The organism is Bradyrhizobium sp. USDA 4472 (assembly GCF_054058595.1).
The window spans coordinates 4,206,178-4,221,927 of sequence record NZ_JBSSAM010000001.1 but is presented as its reverse complement, the minus strand read 5'-3'; the positions used below and the strand labels follow the sequence as shown (position 1 = coordinate 4,221,927).

General features: G+C 64.0%; 14 protein-coding genes. 3 read left to right on the top strand and 11 right to left on the bottom strand.

Annotation, left to right across the window (positions count from 1 at the left end):
* The 7 genes from ACVWZ4_RS19555 to ACVWZ4_RS19525 form a co-directional block, all read right to left on the bottom strand.
* On the bottom strand, positions 1-2,388 hold the full coding sequence (locus tag ACVWZ4_RS19555) for a xanthine dehydrogenase family protein molybdopterin-binding subunit (protein WP_456740984.1): 2,388 nt from the start codon (positions 2,386-2,388) through the stop codon (positions 1-3).
* A gap of 2 nt (positions 2,389-2,390) precedes the next feature.
* On the bottom strand, positions 2,391-2,882 hold the full coding sequence (locus tag ACVWZ4_RS19550; RefSeq protein WP_456740983.1) for a (2Fe-2S)-binding protein: 492 nt from the start codon (positions 2,880-2,882) through the stop codon (positions 2,391-2,393).
* Between the two features lie 20 nt (positions 2,883-2,902).
* Positions 2,903-4,009, bottom strand: a complete 1,107-nt coding sequence (locus ACVWZ4_RS19545; protein WP_456740982.1) for an ABC transporter ATP-binding protein — start codon at positions 4,007-4,009, stop codon at positions 2,903-2,905.
* 18 nt (positions 4,010-4,027) lie between these two features.
* Positions 4,028-4,918, bottom strand: a complete 891-nt coding sequence (locus ACVWZ4_RS19540) for an ABC transporter permease (protein ID WP_456740981.1) — start codon at positions 4,916-4,918, stop codon at positions 4,028-4,030.
* Positions 4,915-5,799: an ABC transporter permease gene (locus ACVWZ4_RS19535; protein WP_456740980.1), complete on the bottom strand. Its 885-nt coding sequence runs from the start codon at positions 5,797-5,799 to the stop codon at positions 4,915-4,917. Before ACVWZ4_RS19535 ends, ACVWZ4_RS19540 begins: the two co-directional genes overlap by 4 nt.
* Positions 5,800-5,882: 83 nt before the next feature.
* A complete protein-coding gene (locus tag ACVWZ4_RS19530; protein WP_456740979.1) occupies positions 5,883-7,232 on the bottom strand; it encodes an ABC transporter substrate-binding protein in 1,350 nt (449 codons plus the stop codon).
* Positions 7,233-7,495: 263 nt separating this feature from the next.
* The gene (locus ACVWZ4_RS19525; RefSeq protein ID WP_456740978.1) at positions 7,496-8,797 is read right to left on the bottom strand and encodes an MFS transporter; all 1,302 of its coding nucleotides are present in this window, start codon (positions 8,795-8,797) and stop codon (positions 7,496-7,498) included.
* Between the two features lie 177 nt (positions 8,798-8,974).
* Between ACVWZ4_RS19525 and ACVWZ4_RS19520 the strand changes: the two genes are divergently transcribed.
* The 3 genes from ACVWZ4_RS19520 to ACVWZ4_RS19510 are packed head-to-tail and all read left to right on the top strand — an operon-like array spanning position 8,975 to position 12,746.
* The gene (locus ACVWZ4_RS19520; RefSeq protein ID WP_456740977.1) at positions 8,975-10,189 is read left to right on the top strand and encodes an ABC transporter substrate-binding protein; all 1,215 of its coding nucleotides are present in this window, start codon (positions 8,975-8,977) and stop codon (positions 10,187-10,189) included.
* Between the two features lie 8 nt (positions 10,190-10,197).
* A complete protein-coding gene (locus ACVWZ4_RS19515; RefSeq protein ID WP_456740976.1) occupies positions 10,198-11,931 on the top strand; it encodes an FAD-dependent oxidoreductase in 1,734 nt (577 codons plus the stop codon).
* Positions 11,932-11,951: 20 nt separating this feature from the next.
* Entirely contained in the window at positions 11,952-12,746 is a 795-nt protein-coding gene (locus ACVWZ4_RS19510) for an IclR family transcriptional regulator (RefSeq protein ID WP_456699222.1), read from the top strand.
* Between the two features lie 154 nt (positions 12,747-12,900).
* Here ACVWZ4_RS19510 and ACVWZ4_RS19505 read toward each other — a convergent pair whose 3' ends face one another.
* From ACVWZ4_RS19505 to ACVWZ4_RS19490, 4 genes are all read right to left on the bottom strand, one after another.
* Positions 12,901-13,491 carry a thiamine pyrophosphate-dependent enzyme gene (locus tag ACVWZ4_RS19505; protein ID WP_456736113.1) on the bottom strand — a complete coding sequence of 197 codons (591 nt, stop codon included), beginning with the start codon at positions 13,489-13,491 and terminating at the stop codon, positions 12,901-12,903.
* Positions 13,492-13,496: 5 nt separating this feature from the next.
* On the bottom strand, positions 13,497-14,027 hold the full coding sequence (locus ACVWZ4_RS19500; protein WP_456699224.1) for a phosphonopyruvate decarboxylase: 531 nt from the start codon (positions 14,025-14,027) through the stop codon (positions 13,497-13,499).
* A 173-nt stretch (positions 14,028-14,200) separates the two neighbouring features.
* Entirely contained in the window at positions 14,201-14,905 is a 705-nt protein-coding gene (locus ACVWZ4_RS19495) for a GntR family transcriptional regulator (RefSeq protein ID WP_456736114.1), read from the bottom strand.
* A gap of 97 nt (positions 14,906-15,002) precedes the next feature.
* Positions 15,003-15,746 (bottom strand): aspartate/glutamate racemase family protein, encoded by a 744-nt coding sequence (locus ACVWZ4_RS19490; RefSeq protein ID WP_456736115.1) that lies wholly within the window; start codon positions 15,744-15,746, stop codon positions 15,003-15,005.
* Positions 15,747-15,750: the final 4 nt, after the last annotated feature.

Here is a 15,750-nt window from a genome sequence, read left to right as displayed (position 1 = left end):
CTATTCCGCGGCGACCGGCAGCGACGCATTTTGCAGCAGGCGCCAGATCCGGTTGGGCGTCGCGGGCATGTCGACATGGGTGACGCCGAGATGCGACAGCGCATCGACCACCGCGTTGATCACGGCGGCGGGCGAACCGATGGTGCCGACCTCTCCGCAACCCTTCACGCCCATCGGCGTATGCGTGCAGAGCGTCGAGTGGGTCGCAACTTTCATCATCGGCATATGGTCGGCGCGCGGCATGCAATAGTCCATCAGCGAGCCCGACAAGAGCTGACCGGTGCCCTCGTCATAGACCGCGTTTTCGAACAGGGCCTGGCCGACGCCCTGCACGATACCTCCGTGCAACTGCCCCTCGACGATCATCGGATTGATGACAGTGCCGACATCGTCGACTGCCGTGTAACTGACCAATGTCACCGTGCCCGTCTCCGGATCGACCTCGACCTCGGCGATATGGCAGCCGCCGGGATAGGTGAAGTTGACAGGATCGTAATAGGCCTGCTCCTCCAGGCCCGGCTCCAGCACCTCGAGCGGATAATCGTGCGGCACATAAGCCGCGCCCGCGATCTCCTCGAACGTCTTCATACGGTCGGTGCCGGCCACCGAAAATTTTCCGCTCTCGAACTGGATATCCGCTTCGGCCGCCTCGAGCAGGTGCGAGGCGATTTTCTTGCCTTTGGCGATCACCTTGTCGGTCGCCTTGGACAGCGCGGCACCCCCGACCACGAGTGAGCGCGAGCCATAGGTGCCCATGCCGAACTGCACCCGATCGGTATCGCCGAACACGATGTCGACATTCTCGAAGGCGACGCCGAGCTTGTCGGAGACGATCTGCGCAAAGGTCGTCTCGTGGCCCTGGCCGTGATTGTGGGTGCCGATCATGACCGTCACCTGGCCGGTGGGATGCACGCGCACGGTGGCACTCTCATAGAGGCCCCCGCGCGCCCCGAGCCGTCCCGCGAACCGCGACGGCGCGAGGCCGCAGGCTTCGACATAGGTGGAATAGCCGAGCCCGCGGAATTTGCCCTTGCTGGCGGAGGCCGCCTTGCGCACGCCGAAATTCTTGACGTCGGCGGCGACAAGCGCGCCGTCGAGGCAGCCCATGGGATCACCGGAATCGTACTGCACCAGCACTGGCGTCTGATAGGGATAGGCTTCCTTCGGGATCATGTTGCGGCGGCGGATCTCGACGCGGTCGATTCCCATCTCGGCGGCTGCGACATCGACGATGCGCTCCAGCACGAAGGTCGCTTCGGGGCGGCCGGCGCCGCGATAAGCGTCGACAGGCACGGTGTTGGTGAAGACCACCTTCACGTTGCAATAGATCGCGGGCGTGGTGTAGACGCCGCCAAGCAGCGGACCGTAGAGATTGGTCGGAATGTTCGGCCCGAAGGTCGAGAGATAGCCGCCCATATTGGCGAGCGTGTTGACGCGGAAGGCGAGGAATTTTCCGGTCTCGTCCAGCGCCAGTTCGGCCTCGGTGACGTGATCGCGGCCGTGGCGATCGGAGACGTACCCCTCCGAGCGGCTCGCCACCCATTTCACCGGCCGCTTCACGCGCTTGGCAGCCCAGGTGACCACGGCCTCTTCGCCGTAGTGGAACTGCTTGACGCCGAAGCCGCCGCCAACATCGGGGGCAACCACGCGCAGCTTGTGCTGCGGGATGTTCAGCACCAGCGCGCCCATCAGGAAGCGCACGACATGCGGGAATTGGCTGGTGGTCCACAGCGTGAAGCGATCGGTGCCGGGCTCGTATTCCGCGATCGCCGCGCGCGGCTCCATGGGATTGCCGATCAGGCGGTTGTTGACGAGGCTGAGCCTGGCGACATGGGTGGCCCTGCGAAACGCGGATTCCACCGCAGCCCTGTCGCCGAGCTCCCAGTCACAGCAGATATTGTTTGGGATATCGTCGAACAGTTGCGGCGCATTCGGCCTGACCGCTTCGAGCACGCCAATCACGGAGGGCAGCACCTCGTAATCGATCCTCAGCAGCTCAGCGCCGGCGTTCGCCTGCTCCGGCGTCTCCGCGATGACAAAAGCCACCATATCGCCGACGAAGCGCACCTTGCCTTGCGCCAGCATCGGGAACGGCGGTTCCTTCATCGGCACGCCCTTGGCATCCGAAATGCCCCAGCCGCAGGGCAGTGAGCCGAGGCCGTCGGCCTTGACGTCATCGCCGGTGAGGACCGCGATCACGCCAGGCGATGCCAGCGCCGCAGCCTTGTCGATGCCGCGCAGTATCGCGTGTCCATGCGGCGAGCGCACGAACACACCCGCGGTCATGCCGGGACGTTTGATGTCCGAGACGTAATTGCCGCGGCCGGTGAGGAAACGCTGGTCTTCTTTTCGCTTCGGTGCGGCGCCGATGCCGATCACATTGGCCATGGTCATTCTCCCTTGGCGGCGCTCATGGCGGCAGCGCCGGCCATGACCGAAACGACGATATTCTGGTAGCCGGTGCAGCGGCAGATATTGCCTTCGAGGCCGTGACGGACATCGGCCTCGGTCAGATCCCTCTTCTCGGTCGCGAGCGCGACCGCGGTCATCAGCATGCCGGGCGTGCAGAAGCCGCATTGCAGACCATGATGCTCGCGAAACGCCTCCTGCATCGGATGCATCTGGTTCGAGCCGGGCGCGCCTTCCAGACCCTCGATGGTGAGCAGCGTCGCTCCGTCGAGCGCGGGCGCCAGCAACGTGCAGCTCTTCACGGGCAGTCCGTCGAGATGGACCACGCAGGCGCCGCACTGGCTGGTGTCGCAGCCGATATGGGTGCCGGTGAGGTTGAGCTGCTCCCGCAGCAGCTCGGCGACCAGCGTTGCCGGTTCGACCTCGACAGTGATGGGCCGGCCGTTGAGTGTGAAGGATATCTGCACGGTCATGCTCCTGTGCGCAGGGGTCTTCAGGCGAGAGGCAACGCGCTGCCGGTGGCCCATGTGGCCATCACGACATCGCCGACGGTGAAGGGATCTGCGAAGAAGGTTTTTTCCGGCACGTAGGCGACGAACTCGTCGTCGGGCACGGTGTCGAGCATCACCTTGACGAAATAGCCCTGGTACTCGATCGCGAGCACGCGGCTCGGCAGCGACGTGGTGCAACCTGGCGGCAGGTCCCTGCCCGGCCTGACAAGAGCAACGTCGTCGCGGCGGACCGCGATATCGACGATGTCACCGATGGCGACGGTCGCGCGCGCCTGCAGCGGCACCTCGATGCCATCAGGTGCGGCCTGCGAGAGGGTGAAGCTTGCACCGTTGACCTTCTCGACCCGACCGGACAGCACGTTCTGCCCGCCCATGAACTCGGCGACATAACGATCGTGCGGATGCGCGTAGACGTCGCGCGCCGCACCAGCCTGCTTGATCTTGCCGTGCTCCATCACCACCACGAGATCGGCGAGCGCGATCGCCTCGAGCTGGGTGTGGGTGACATGGATGAAGGTGATGCCGAGCTCCTGCTGCATGCGCCGGAGCTCCTGGCGCATCTGCACGCGAAGCTGCTCGTCGAGCGCGGACAGCGGCTCGTCGAGCAGCAGCACCCTTGGTTCGGTGATCGCCGCCCGCGCCAGCGCAACGCGCTGCTGCTGGCCGCCGGAGAGCTGGGCCGGCAGACGGTCGGCGAACTGCGTCAGCCGCACCTTCTCGATCATGGCGTCGGCCGCCCGCAGGCGATCAGCCTTCGACTGACCGCGGACCCGCAATGCAAAGGCGATGTTCTCGCGCACCGTCAGATGCGGGAATAGCGCGTAGGACTGGAACATCATGGCGGTGCGGCGCTGCACGGGCGCGAGCCCGACGACATTCTGGCCTCCGATGACGATTTCGCCTGAGGTCGGATCCTCGTGACCGGCGATCATGCGCAGGATCGTGGTCTTGCCGCAGCCGGACGGGCCGATGAAGCAGCAATAGGCGCCATCTGCGATCCTGAGATTGACGCCGTCGACCACGTTGGTGATGCCGTCAAAGCTCTTGCAGACGCCTGCAAGTTCGATATCGCCACGATCGCATTTCATTCCCGTCTCAACCCTTGCTCAACCTTTGGCCTGGCTGCCGCGTCTCTTCTGGATCAACACGATGCTGCCGAGGCTTGCGCCGATGACGATGAAGGAAACGACGGTGGTCACCGTGCCGAGCGAATAGAGCGAGGGCGAGGTGACGTTCAGCGTCATGCTCCAGATTTCCAGCGGCAGCGTGTTCAGCGAACCCGCGGTCTGAAGGCTGCGCGCGAACTCGTCGTAGGACAGCGTGAAGCCGAACAATGCGACTGCGACGAGGCCGGGCGCCAGCACGGGGATCATCACCAGCCGGATCGACTGCCAGCGACTGGCGCCGAGATCGTAGGCCGCCTCCTCCCAGGCGTGGTCGAAGCGCGACATCACCGCGAACATCACGAGCACGCCGAACGGCAGCGTCCAGGACAGCTGCGCCCCCAGCGCCGAGGTGTACCAGCTTGCGTTCAGACCGAGCGCCTGGAACAGAAGACCCGTGCCGAGGCCGAGCACGAGCCCGGGCGCCACCAGGCTGCCGATCATCATGTAGAAGACAAAAGTGTCGCCGCGAAAGCGCCTGCGGAAGCCGAGGCCTGCAAGAAACGAGACCACCACGGTGATGATGGTGACGACGACGGCGAGCTTGATCGAGCGATCAAACGAGCCCTTGACGTCGCCGGTCCGCACCTGGGTGAAGAGATCAACGAACCAGTGCAGCGAATAGCCTTTCATCGGAAACACCAGGCCGCCGCGGATGTCCTGGAACGACAGGACGTAGATGCAGAACATCGGGCCGTAGAGCGCGATGACGTAGAAGGCGAACAGCGTCGCCAGCACGTAGAACGTCCAGGGCCGGCCGCCCTTGCTGGGCGCGATCGCCTTGGTCGTCGCGGGCGTGACCGTTTCGGGCATGTCGGCAATGACAGCGCTCATCGCGTGATCTCCTGCCTGATGTCGACGGTGCGCAGGATCAGCGAGACGATCGCAACCAGGACCAGCGTCAGCAGCACGGCGCTTGCCGCGGCGGTCGGATATTGCAGCACGCCGACGTCCTCGTAGAACGCGCTGACGACCGAGGCCGAGCCGCCGCCGGACATCACCTTGACCACGAAGAAGTCGCCCATCACGATCGAGACCACGAAGATGGTGCCGAGCGCGATACCGCTCTTGGACATCGGCACCACGATCAGGCGCATGATGTCGAACCGGCTGGCGCCGGCATCGATCGCGGCTTCGATCAGCTTCTTGTCGATCCGGGCCATGGAATTGAAGATCGGCACGATCATGAAGATCGTGAGCTGGTGAACATAGGCGATGACGACGGCGAGATCGGAGAACAGCAACACCTCGAGCGGCTGATGGATCAAACCCATCGCCAGCAGCGCCTGGTTGATCAGGCCCTCCTTGCCGAGCAACGGGATCCAGGAAATCATCCGGATGATGTTCGAGGTCCAGAACGGAACGGTGCAGAGCAGGAAAAGGCCGATCGCCAAGAGCTGGTTTCGAACGTGGAAGACGAGGAAATAGGCGACGAGGAAGCCGATGACCAGCGTGAGGACCCACGTCAGCGCGGTGAACTTGATCGTCGCCAGATACAGCTTCAACGTCAGCGCCGAATGCAGCACTTCGACATAGCTTGCCAGCGTAAAGCCCGGGGTCAGCCCGCCAAAGCCGTCGGTGGCGAAGAAGCTCGCAGCCAGCACGACCAGGATCGGCGCCACGAAGAACGGCACGAGAACCATGACCAGCGGCGAAACATAGAGCCAGCCGGCGAGATTGGAGCGTGATGGAAATGGACCTGGACTCGGCTGCATATGACCAATGGCCTCGATGGCGGTCTTATCAGCACCGGCGCGTCACGGCGCCGGTGCTTCGTTGACGTCAGGGAATGCAGGCCTCAGGCCACCTTGAAGTCGTTCCAGCGCTTGTTCATGTACGCCGCCTCGTCCATCAGCGTGTTCCAGCACGAGATGTTCTTGACGCGATCGAGGAACGAGCCGCCGTCGCGCCTGGTGCCGGCCTTCTCCATCGCAACGCCATAGGGATCGTTGACGACTTCAGGCGAGGGTTGGCCCTCGTACCAGAACGCCCATTCGGCCGGGGTGAGGAATTTCTTCGCGGTCGAAGGCACCGGGCTGTAATAGCCGTAGCGCGCGACGAAGCCGCCCTGCCAGCCTGAGAGATACCAGTTGAGATATTCGTAAGCCGCCTCCAGCTTCTTGCCGGAGAGATGCTTCATCAGGCCCATGCCGTTGCACCAGCCGCGATAGCCTTCCTTGCCGTCCTTGACGTTAACAGGCGCGTAGACGCAGGGAATCTCCTTGACGCGGACGGCAGCGACCGCGGGCGACCACATCGACTGGATCACCACTTCGCCCGCGGCCATCAGTTGCACCGACTGGTCGAAGGTGGTCCAGGTCGCGCGGAACTGGCCCTGCTTCTTCAGCTCGATCAGCTTGTTGCAGGTGAAGTCGATCTCCTCCTTGGTCATGTTGCCCTTGTTGCCGTACTTGATCAGCCCGGCACTTTCGAAGCAGAGCGCGGCATCCATGATGCCGATCGCGGGCACGTCGAGGATCGCGGCCTTGCCCTTGAACTTGGGATCGATCAGATCCTTCCATTCGGTCACTTCGTGGCCGACGAGGTCGGGGCGATAACCGATGGAGTCGGCGTTGTAGACCTGCGGCAGGAACGTCGCCCATTCGGTGACGCCGTCATTCAAATCGGTCGCGTCGGGCTTGGCGATGTACATGGCCTCATAGGGCGAGATTCCCTGGCGCGGGATCTTGTGGCCGTCGATCTCGCCCTTGGTGAAGATCGGCAGGATGTTGTCGAACTCCTTGATCTTCTTGACTTCGATGCCCTGGATGACGGCTCGCTTCGCGGCGAGCTTGGCCTGCCAGCCCTCGAGATCGGCGATATCGACCGTATTAGGCTGGCTTATGAAGCGGTTGATGGCAGCGGAGGTGTCGAGGTTCTGCATCGTCACCTTGAAGCCGAGATCCTTGGCGGCCTGGTCACCGATCGCCTTCACCACCGAATAGGACACGCCGACATGGCGCAACTCGATGTCCTTGATCTCCTGCGCCCAGATGGTCGGGAATCCGCGGATCGCATCCGATCCTGCGGCTGCGCCCGCAACCGCGGCCGCCCCCTTCAATAGCGTGCGCCGGCTCAGCTTTTTCACGGGCTTCGCTGCCGTTCCCGCCGGATCGGACGTGAAATTCCCCTTCGTCTCGTCAGACATGGCAACCCTCGTTGGCTACGATGAACGCTCGCACCGATCGCCATTGACCGGCTGCAGATGGGATCAGTTGCGCGTGAGGCTATGGCTGAGATTTTGCGAAGTAAAATTGGAAGTAAAAATTCGCCGCATAAACGCGGCTAATGGATCGGCCCGCTGCATTTGCTTTTGGCAGAAGCGCATAAGAAGGCGCCAGACCGTGCAGAATAGGCGCGGCAATGGGGCTCGCCCGCCCGTTCACACAGCGGAGCTGACGACGAGTCCTGTCAGGACTTGAGCGTCTCGCGCGCCGTCTCCGGCGTCATCAGCGTCGCGGTGATGGTGATGATCGACAACGCGATGATGTAGAGCGACACCGGCCAGTAAGTGCCGGCCCAGGCGAGCAACGCGGTTGCGATCAACGGCGAGAAGCCGCCGCTCAGTGCGGCTGCGACATTGGCACCCAGCGAGGCGCCGCTGTAGCGCACTTGCGTGCGGAACAGCTCCGGCATGAACGCGGCTTTCGGTCCGAACAGCAGCGCATGTGTCAGGGTCATGGTGACGACGAGTGCGAACGTGATCAGCACCGGATCCCTGGTATCGAGGAACCAGAACAGCGGAAACGCCAGCGCCACCGAGAACACGCCGCCGGCGAGATACAACGCCTTGCGGCCGAAGATATCCGATAGCCAGCCGGCCAGCGGCAGCGTCGCGAACTCGACGATCGCGGCGTAGACGACTGCATTCAGGATCACCTGGCGCGGCAAGCCGAGCGTTGCCGTGGCATAGACCACGACGAAAACGGTGAGGAGATACGCAAGCCCGACTTCCGACACCGTGATGCCGATCGCCAGCAGAAAGCTTCGCCAGTCGCGGCGCAGCACGTCCCAGACCGGCTGCGCCAAGACTTCCTTGCGTTCGACGACCTTCTTGAAGTGCGGCGTCTCCGCGAGCTTGAGACGTACGATGAAGCCGATGCCGACCAGCACGACGCTGATCAGGAACGGCACACGCCAGCCCCAGCTCAGAAAATCCGCTTCGGGCAATTGCGTCATCAGCCCGAAGATGCCGGTGGAAGCGGCAACGCCAACCGGAAAGCCTATTTGCACCAGGCTGCCGTAAAAGCCGCGCCTGCTGCCGGCGTGCTCGACCACCATGACCACAGCGCCGCTCCATTCGCCTCCGAGACCGATGCCCTGAATAAAGCGCAGCGCGACGAGCAGGATCGGCGCCCACACGCCGATCTGGCTGTAGGCCGGCAAGCAGCCGATCAGGAACGTGCCGAGCCCCATCGCGATCATGGTCGCGACCAGCATTGTCTTGCGGCCGAGCCGGTCGCCATAGTGCCCGATGATGGCACCGCCGATCGGCCGTGCCACGAAGCCGACCGCGTAGGTCGAGAATGCCGCGAGCGTGCCGACGAAGGGATCGAAGCCCGGGAAGAACAGCTTGTTGAGCACGAGTGCGGCGGCCGTGCCATAGATCAGAAAGTCGTACCACTCGATCGCGGTGCCGAGCGCGCTCGCCCACACCACATGGGCCGTCGTCGATCGCTCCGTTGCGCCGGAGACTCCCGCTGCTGCCGTCATTGCCATCCGCCCCACAATTCCGGAGGGCATCATGGCCAAACACGGTCGGGGCTGCAACGTGCGGCGCATTCGACCGATCCCGCCTCGTTATTCGTTATTGACAAACTCATTCGTCTTTATTTAATTTGGATCAAAACAACCCGCCGCGCCGAGCGGCCATGAAAGAGAGGGAATGACATGAGAGGGCTTTTGGCCTGCGCCATGCTCGCCGCCATGATGTCTGCTGCCATGACCACGGTCGTGAGCGCGCAAGTCTCCGACGACGTGGTGCGCATCGGCGTGCTGACCGACCTGTCGAGCTGGGGCCGTGACAACTCGGGGCCGGGATCCGTCGAGGCGGCCAAGATGGCGGTCGAGGAATTCGGCCCGACCGTGCTCGGCAAGCCGATCGAGATCATCAGCGCCGACCACCAGATGAAGACCGACGTCGGCGTCAACATCGTGCGCGGCTGGTTCGACAACGGCAAGGTCGACGCCGTCGCCGACATCCCCAATTCCGGCATCGCGATCGCCGTGCACAACATGGTGCGCGAGCGCAACAAGATCGCCCTGCTCTCCGGCCCCGGCGCGAGCTCGCTCACCGACGAGCTGTGCAGCCCGAACACCGTGCACTTCACGTACGACACCTACGCACTGTCCAAGGTCACAGCGTCCGCCGTGATCAGGGAAGGCGGCAAATCCTGGTACTTCATCACCGCGGATTACGCCTTCGGCCAGCAACTCGAGAAGGACGCCACGCGCTTCATCAACGAGATGGGCGGCAAGGTGCTCGGCGGCGTCCGGCATCCGACCAACACGGCCGACTTCTCCTCGTTCGCGCTGCAGGCGCAGAGTTCCAAGGCTGACGTCGTCGCGTTCGCCAATGCCGGCCAGGACACCGACAACGCCATCAAGCAGTCCGGCGAGTTCGGTCTGGTCCAGGGCGGCCAGAAGCTCGTCGGTCTCCTGATGTTCGACACCGACGTGCACGCGGTCGGCCTCAAGGCCGCGCAGGGCACCTACATGACGACGGCGTCGTATTGGAACATGGACGAGGCGACCCGCGCCTGGTCGAAAAAATTCTTCGCCCGCACCAATGTGATGCCGACCATGATCCATACCGGCGTCTACGGCTCGGTGCTGCACTATCTCAAAGCCATCAAGGCCGCCGGCACCGACGATCCGGCCAAGGTCATGGCCAAGATGCGCGAGCTGCCGATCGAGGACACCTTCGTTCACGGCGGCAAGTTGCGAGAGGACGGCCGCGTCGTCCGCGACATGTATCTGGCCAAGGTGAAGTCGCCCGAGCAGTCGAAGGAACCCTGGGATTATCTCGACATCATCAAGACTGTGAAGGGCGAGGACGCCTTCCGCCCGGTCTCCGAATCCAAATGTCCGCTTCTGAAGAACTGAGGTGAGACATGACCGGCAACGCGCACAACGCAATTGAGAGTTACGAGTGCGATGTGCTCGTGGCCGGATCGGGCTGCTCGGGCATGTCGGCCGCGATCACCGCACGATATCGCGGCCTCGAGGTGCTGATCGTCGAGAAGGAGCCGCGCTTCGGCGGCACCACGGCGCGCTCCGGCGGCTGGTTGTGGATCCCCGGGACCTCGCTGGCGAAGGCCTACGGCATCGCGGAGACGCCGGAGCAGGCTCGCACCTATCTGCGGCACGAGGCCGGCAACAATTTTGACGCCGCGCGCGTCGATGCGTTCTTGAGCGCTGGCCCTGAGGCTGTCGATTTCTTCACCACCAAGACCGCGCTGCGTTTCGACATGCCGCTGGTGTTCCCGGACTATCACGCCGAGGCGCCAGGCGGCGCGCAAGGCGGTCGCTCGATGGTGACGCGGCCGTTCGACGGCCGCGAACTCGGCGACCAGATCACGACGCTGGGCATGCCGCTGCCGGAGCTCACCGTGTTCGGCATGATGCTCGGAAGCGGCAAAGAGATCATCCACTTCATGCGCGTAACGAAGTCGCTGACATCGGCGGTCTACGTCGCCAAGCGGCTGTCTCGGCATCTGATGGACGTGCTGCGCTACGGCCGCGGCATGACCTTGACCAACGGCAATGCGCTCGCGGGGCGTCTCGCCAAATCCGCGCAGGATCTGAAGATTCCGATGTGGCTGTCATCGCCGGTACGCAAGCTGAGCGTCGAGAACGGCGCGGTGATCGGCGCGATCGTCTCGCGCGACGGCCGCGACGTGCGCGTCCGCGCGCGGCGGGGCGTCGTGCTCGCCTGCGGCGGCTTTCCGCACGATGTCGAGCGCCGCAAAAAGCTGTTTCCGCACGCACCGACCGGTCATGAGCATTTTTCGCCCGGCCCGACCGGCAACACCGGCGACGGTCTGCGCCTCGCGGAAAGCGCCGGCGGACATGTCGAGGATCGGCTGCCGAACGCGGCGGCCTGGGTGCCCGTGTCGCTGACGACGCGCAGAGACGGCTCGAAGGGCGTGATGCCGCATTTCATCGATCGCGCCAAGCCCGGGGTGATCGCGGTCATGCGCGACGGCAAGCGTTTCACCAATGAAGGCAACTCCTATCACGACTTCGTCCAGGCCATGATCAAGGCGGCAAAGCCCGGCGAGGAGATCGCGGCCTATCTCGTCTGCGATCACCCAACGCTGCGCAAATACGGACTTGGCTGCGTGCCGCCGTTCCCGATGCCGCTCGGTCATCATCTCGCGACCGGCTACCTCATGCGCGGCGAGACGCTGGAGGCGCTGGCGGCGAAAGCCGGCATCGATGCCAAGGCGTTCACCGAGACGATCAAGCAATTCAACGCAACTGCGCCGCTGGGTCACGACGCTGCCTTCGGCAAGGGATCAAAAGCCTATAACCGCTATCAGGGCGACGCCATGCATGGTCCGAATCCCTGCATCGCGCCCATCGAGAACGGGCCGTTCTATGCCATCAAGATGGTCATCGGCGACCTCGGCACCTATGCCGGCATCGTCACCGACGAGAACGCCCGCGCGCTGGATTCCGAGGGCCGGGTGATTCCCGGGCTCTACGCGGCCGGCAACGACATGGCGAGCATCATGGGCGGCAATTATCCCGGCGCCGGAATCACGCTTGGGCCAGCGTTGACCTTCGGCTACATTGCCGGCCGTCATCTCGCCGACAGCGCCGCCAAGCGCGACGCGGCCTAAGCGAAGCGCATCGGAGGCGCATGAAGAGAGAAAGCCGCGGCATCCAGTCCATCGAGGTCGGCGGAGAATTGCTCCGTGCGCTCGCCAGGAGCGGCGAGCCGATGATGCTGCGCGATCTCGCGCGCGAGGCCGGCATGACGCCCGCCAAGGCGCATCCTTATCTCGCCAGCTTCTCGCGCATCGGCCTGATTGAACAGGACGAAACCACCGGCCGCTACGAGATCGGCGCGCTGGCGCTGGAGCTCGGCCTGATCAGCCTGCGCCGCCTCTCCGGCGTCCGCATCGCGCAGCCGAAGATTGCCGCGCTCGCGAGCCAGGTCGGTCACGCCGTCTCGCTCGCGGTGTGGGGCACGTACGGCCCGACCGTGGTGCAGCTGGAAGAGCCCGGCCAGCCCGTGCACGTCGTGATGCGCGCGGGCTCGGTGATGGCGCTGCTGGAGACCGCCACCGGCCGCGCCTTCGCGGCCTTCCTGCCGGAGAAGACGATCAATGCCGCGCTCGAAAGCGGCCTCGATCGCCAGGGCGTCGGCTACAATCCGAAGCGCGCCGTGAAAGGCGCCAAGGTCGCCGACATGCTCACCGAGGTCCGCAAGCACGGTCTCGCCCGCGCGCTCGGCGATCCCCTGCCCGGTGTCAATGCGTTCTCCGCGCCGGTATTCGATCATTCCGGCCATGTCGCGCTTGTCATCACCGCGATGGGGCCGGAAGGGACGTTCGATGCGCGCTGGGATAGCCCCATCGCGCATGCCTTGCGCGATTGTGCCGGCGGCATCTCGAAGCGGCTCGGTTATGGGATGACCTTGGCGGCGGAGTAGGCCGTCATGGCGGCTTGTCCCGGCCATCCACGCAGCGCCACAATTGCCAAAGCACGCGGATGCCCGCGTCGAGCCGGGCATGACGACTGAGATGCACCGGCGAGACCTACTCGTCCTTCACCGGCACAGTGTAGTTAGGAGCAATCGCCCGCCATCAGGCCGTCGCAAATCCGAGATGAGCCCGGAACCGGTTCTTGATAAAGACGGCATCGCGGGACGGCAGCGAGCGCGGCGGATTTTCGGCCCTGACCTTGACGACAAAAAGCCGCGGGCCGTCGGCCGGTTCGGCGATGTCAGCGGCCAGGCCTCGCACCTCCTCCAACGTCCGAACGGTCGCCGTTGCGACAAAACCGCAGGCGGTTGCGATCGCCGTGAGATCGACACCGCGCCCGGTGTGGCTCGCCTGCATTCCGGTCTCGCCAAAATGCTGGTTGTCGATCACGACGATGGCGAGATTGCGCGGCCGGGCGACGCCGATGGTGGCGATGCCGCCGAGGCCCATCAACTGCTCACCGTCGCCGGTCAACGCGAGGACGCGCCTGGAAGGTTGCGCCTGGGCAAGACCAAGGCCGATCAGCGCGGCGCCGCCCATGGCGCCCCAGAGATAGAAATTGTCGTCGCGGTCGCCGGCCGCGTGCAGATCGTAGGTCGGCGAGCCGAGGCCAGCGACAACCAACGTGTCCTTGCGATTCTTGAGAAGGGCCGCAACCGCTGCACGACGATCGAGTTCGGAGGGAACGCTCATCGGTATCACCACTTCTTCTTGCCAATCAGGCGTTGCCCGATCAGAACAGCGATCTGCTGGTCGGATTCGTAGGCGAGCGCTGCCGCGGATTCGACTGTCTCGACCAAGTCCCCTGCCGTCTCGGCGCGCATCACCTTCAGGCCGATCGCCTCCAGCGAAGGCTGCGTCGCCCGGCTCATCGGCACCTGCCAGGGATTGAACTCGGCCCATTCGCCGCGCATCGTCACCAGCATCAAGAGCGGAAAGCGGCCAATCGCGGACAGCGACAGCATGTTGATGCAATTGCCGACCCCGCTCGACTGCATCAGCAGCACGCTGCGCTGACCGCCAAGCCAGGCGCCCGCGGCGATCGCAATGCCTTCCTCTTCGGTCGTCAGCACATTGGTGGTGACGTCAGCGTCGGCGGAGAACAAGCGGATCAGCTGGCTGTGGCCGGCATCCGGCACGTAGGACATCTGCTTGACGTCGGCCGTCTTCAGGACGCGATAGAGCTCGGATGGCCAGTCGATTTCGGGATGGGGCTTGGGGCTTTGCACCTGAGTCTCCGTGAATTTCAGGAGAGATGCTAGCGATGTTTGCGAACGAAAGCTCTGACTGTCTGGGACGATCAGGTATCGAGGGATTGTATAGCTGGGAGCATGGAGCCACCGACCGCCTCCCTCTGGTGAATTACAGATGCGTTCTCCCCACCCCGGACGAGGTGAGAACCTCAATTCGCCGCCGACCTCACCGCGGCCGGCATGTAGATCTGCGCGTAGCCTTCCTTGATCGCCGACGTGATGCGATCCAGGCGGCGATCGATGTGCTTCTCCAGCACGGACACGCAGACCTCTTCGTTGCGCGCCTTCAGGCCTTCGAGGACGGCGCGGTGCTCGGCCTGGGTGTTGGAGCGGTTGATGCTGTCCATGTCGATCCAGCGCACGAAGCGGATGCGGGCATTGACGTTGCGCAAGACACGCAGCATCTCGGCATTGTTCGACATGGCCATCAGCCGCTCGTGGAACGTCTCGTCGAGTTCGACCAACTCCACGGAAGAGCGCTCGCCGGGATCGGGGCCAGTGGCTTCGAGGAATTTCAGGAGCGAGTCGATGTCCTCGTCCCTGGCGCGCCTGATGGCGAGGCGGACCGAGGCGACCTCGATCGATTTGCGCAGCTCGTAGAGATCGAAGATCTCGTGCGCGTCGAGTTCGCGGCAGAAGAAGCCCTTGCCTGGCGTGAAGCGCAGGAAACCTTCGGTGTTGAGACGGTTGAGGGCTTCGCGCAGCGGCGTGCGGCTGACGCCAAGCCGCTTGGCCAGCTCACCCTCGTTGAGCCGTTCGCCCGGCTTGAACTCGTAGCTCACGGCCATCGCCTTGAGTTGTTCATAGACGCGATCGACGATACTGTCGGAAGCCAGTTCCACGTTACTCATCATCAGCAGCATTCATGCTCGAACACAGCCAATATACTGGGGCTGCAGGAATGATTGCAATGCAAACGAAAGTGGAGGTCGTGAAGGGTGACATCCAGAATCAGCTGAAGGCGCGCGGGCGCAGCCCCGCATGAAACCAGGTGATCATGGAATAGATGTCGTAGACCGGCAACCCCACCTCGGCCCGCAACGCGGCCGCATAAGGCGGCATGTTGGTGCATTCGAGCACAATGGCGCCCACGTCCGGATTCTTCGCAACCAGCTGCTTTCCCGCCTCGACGACATCACGCTCGGCCTGGGCCACATCCATGTCGTCCTTCTCGGCCTTGATCAGAACCCGGAAAAATTCCTTGCCGTGCTCGGTGCCGACCAGCGGTGTATCGAGCGGCACGCCTGCGCCTTCGAGATGGGCCGGCGTCAGGGTCGAGCCCGACACCGTGACGAGGCCGACGCGCTTGCCCGGCGGCAAGGTCGCCTGTACCCACGGCACCTGCATCAGCGAGGAGGTCGCAACGGGAACGCCGACAGCCGACGCGATCTCCTTCTGGAACAGCGAGAGGAAGCCGCAATTGGTGGTGATGGCTTCGGCCCCGAGCCGCACCAGATCCTTGGCAGCATCGATGAAATCGGGCAGCAGGCCGGCGGCGCCTTTCAGCACCACCTTCTCCGGCGATGCGCCGCTCACCACGCGATACAGCACGGGAAACGGCCAGGTCGTGCCATTGCCCATGTCGCCGGGGATGCGGGGGAAGCGCGCTTCCAGCATCAGGATGCCGAGAGGTGCGCCGTAGATGGCCTTGCCGCCACGGGCGATGCGGGAAGATGAGCTGGCTGCTTGAGTCATGGTG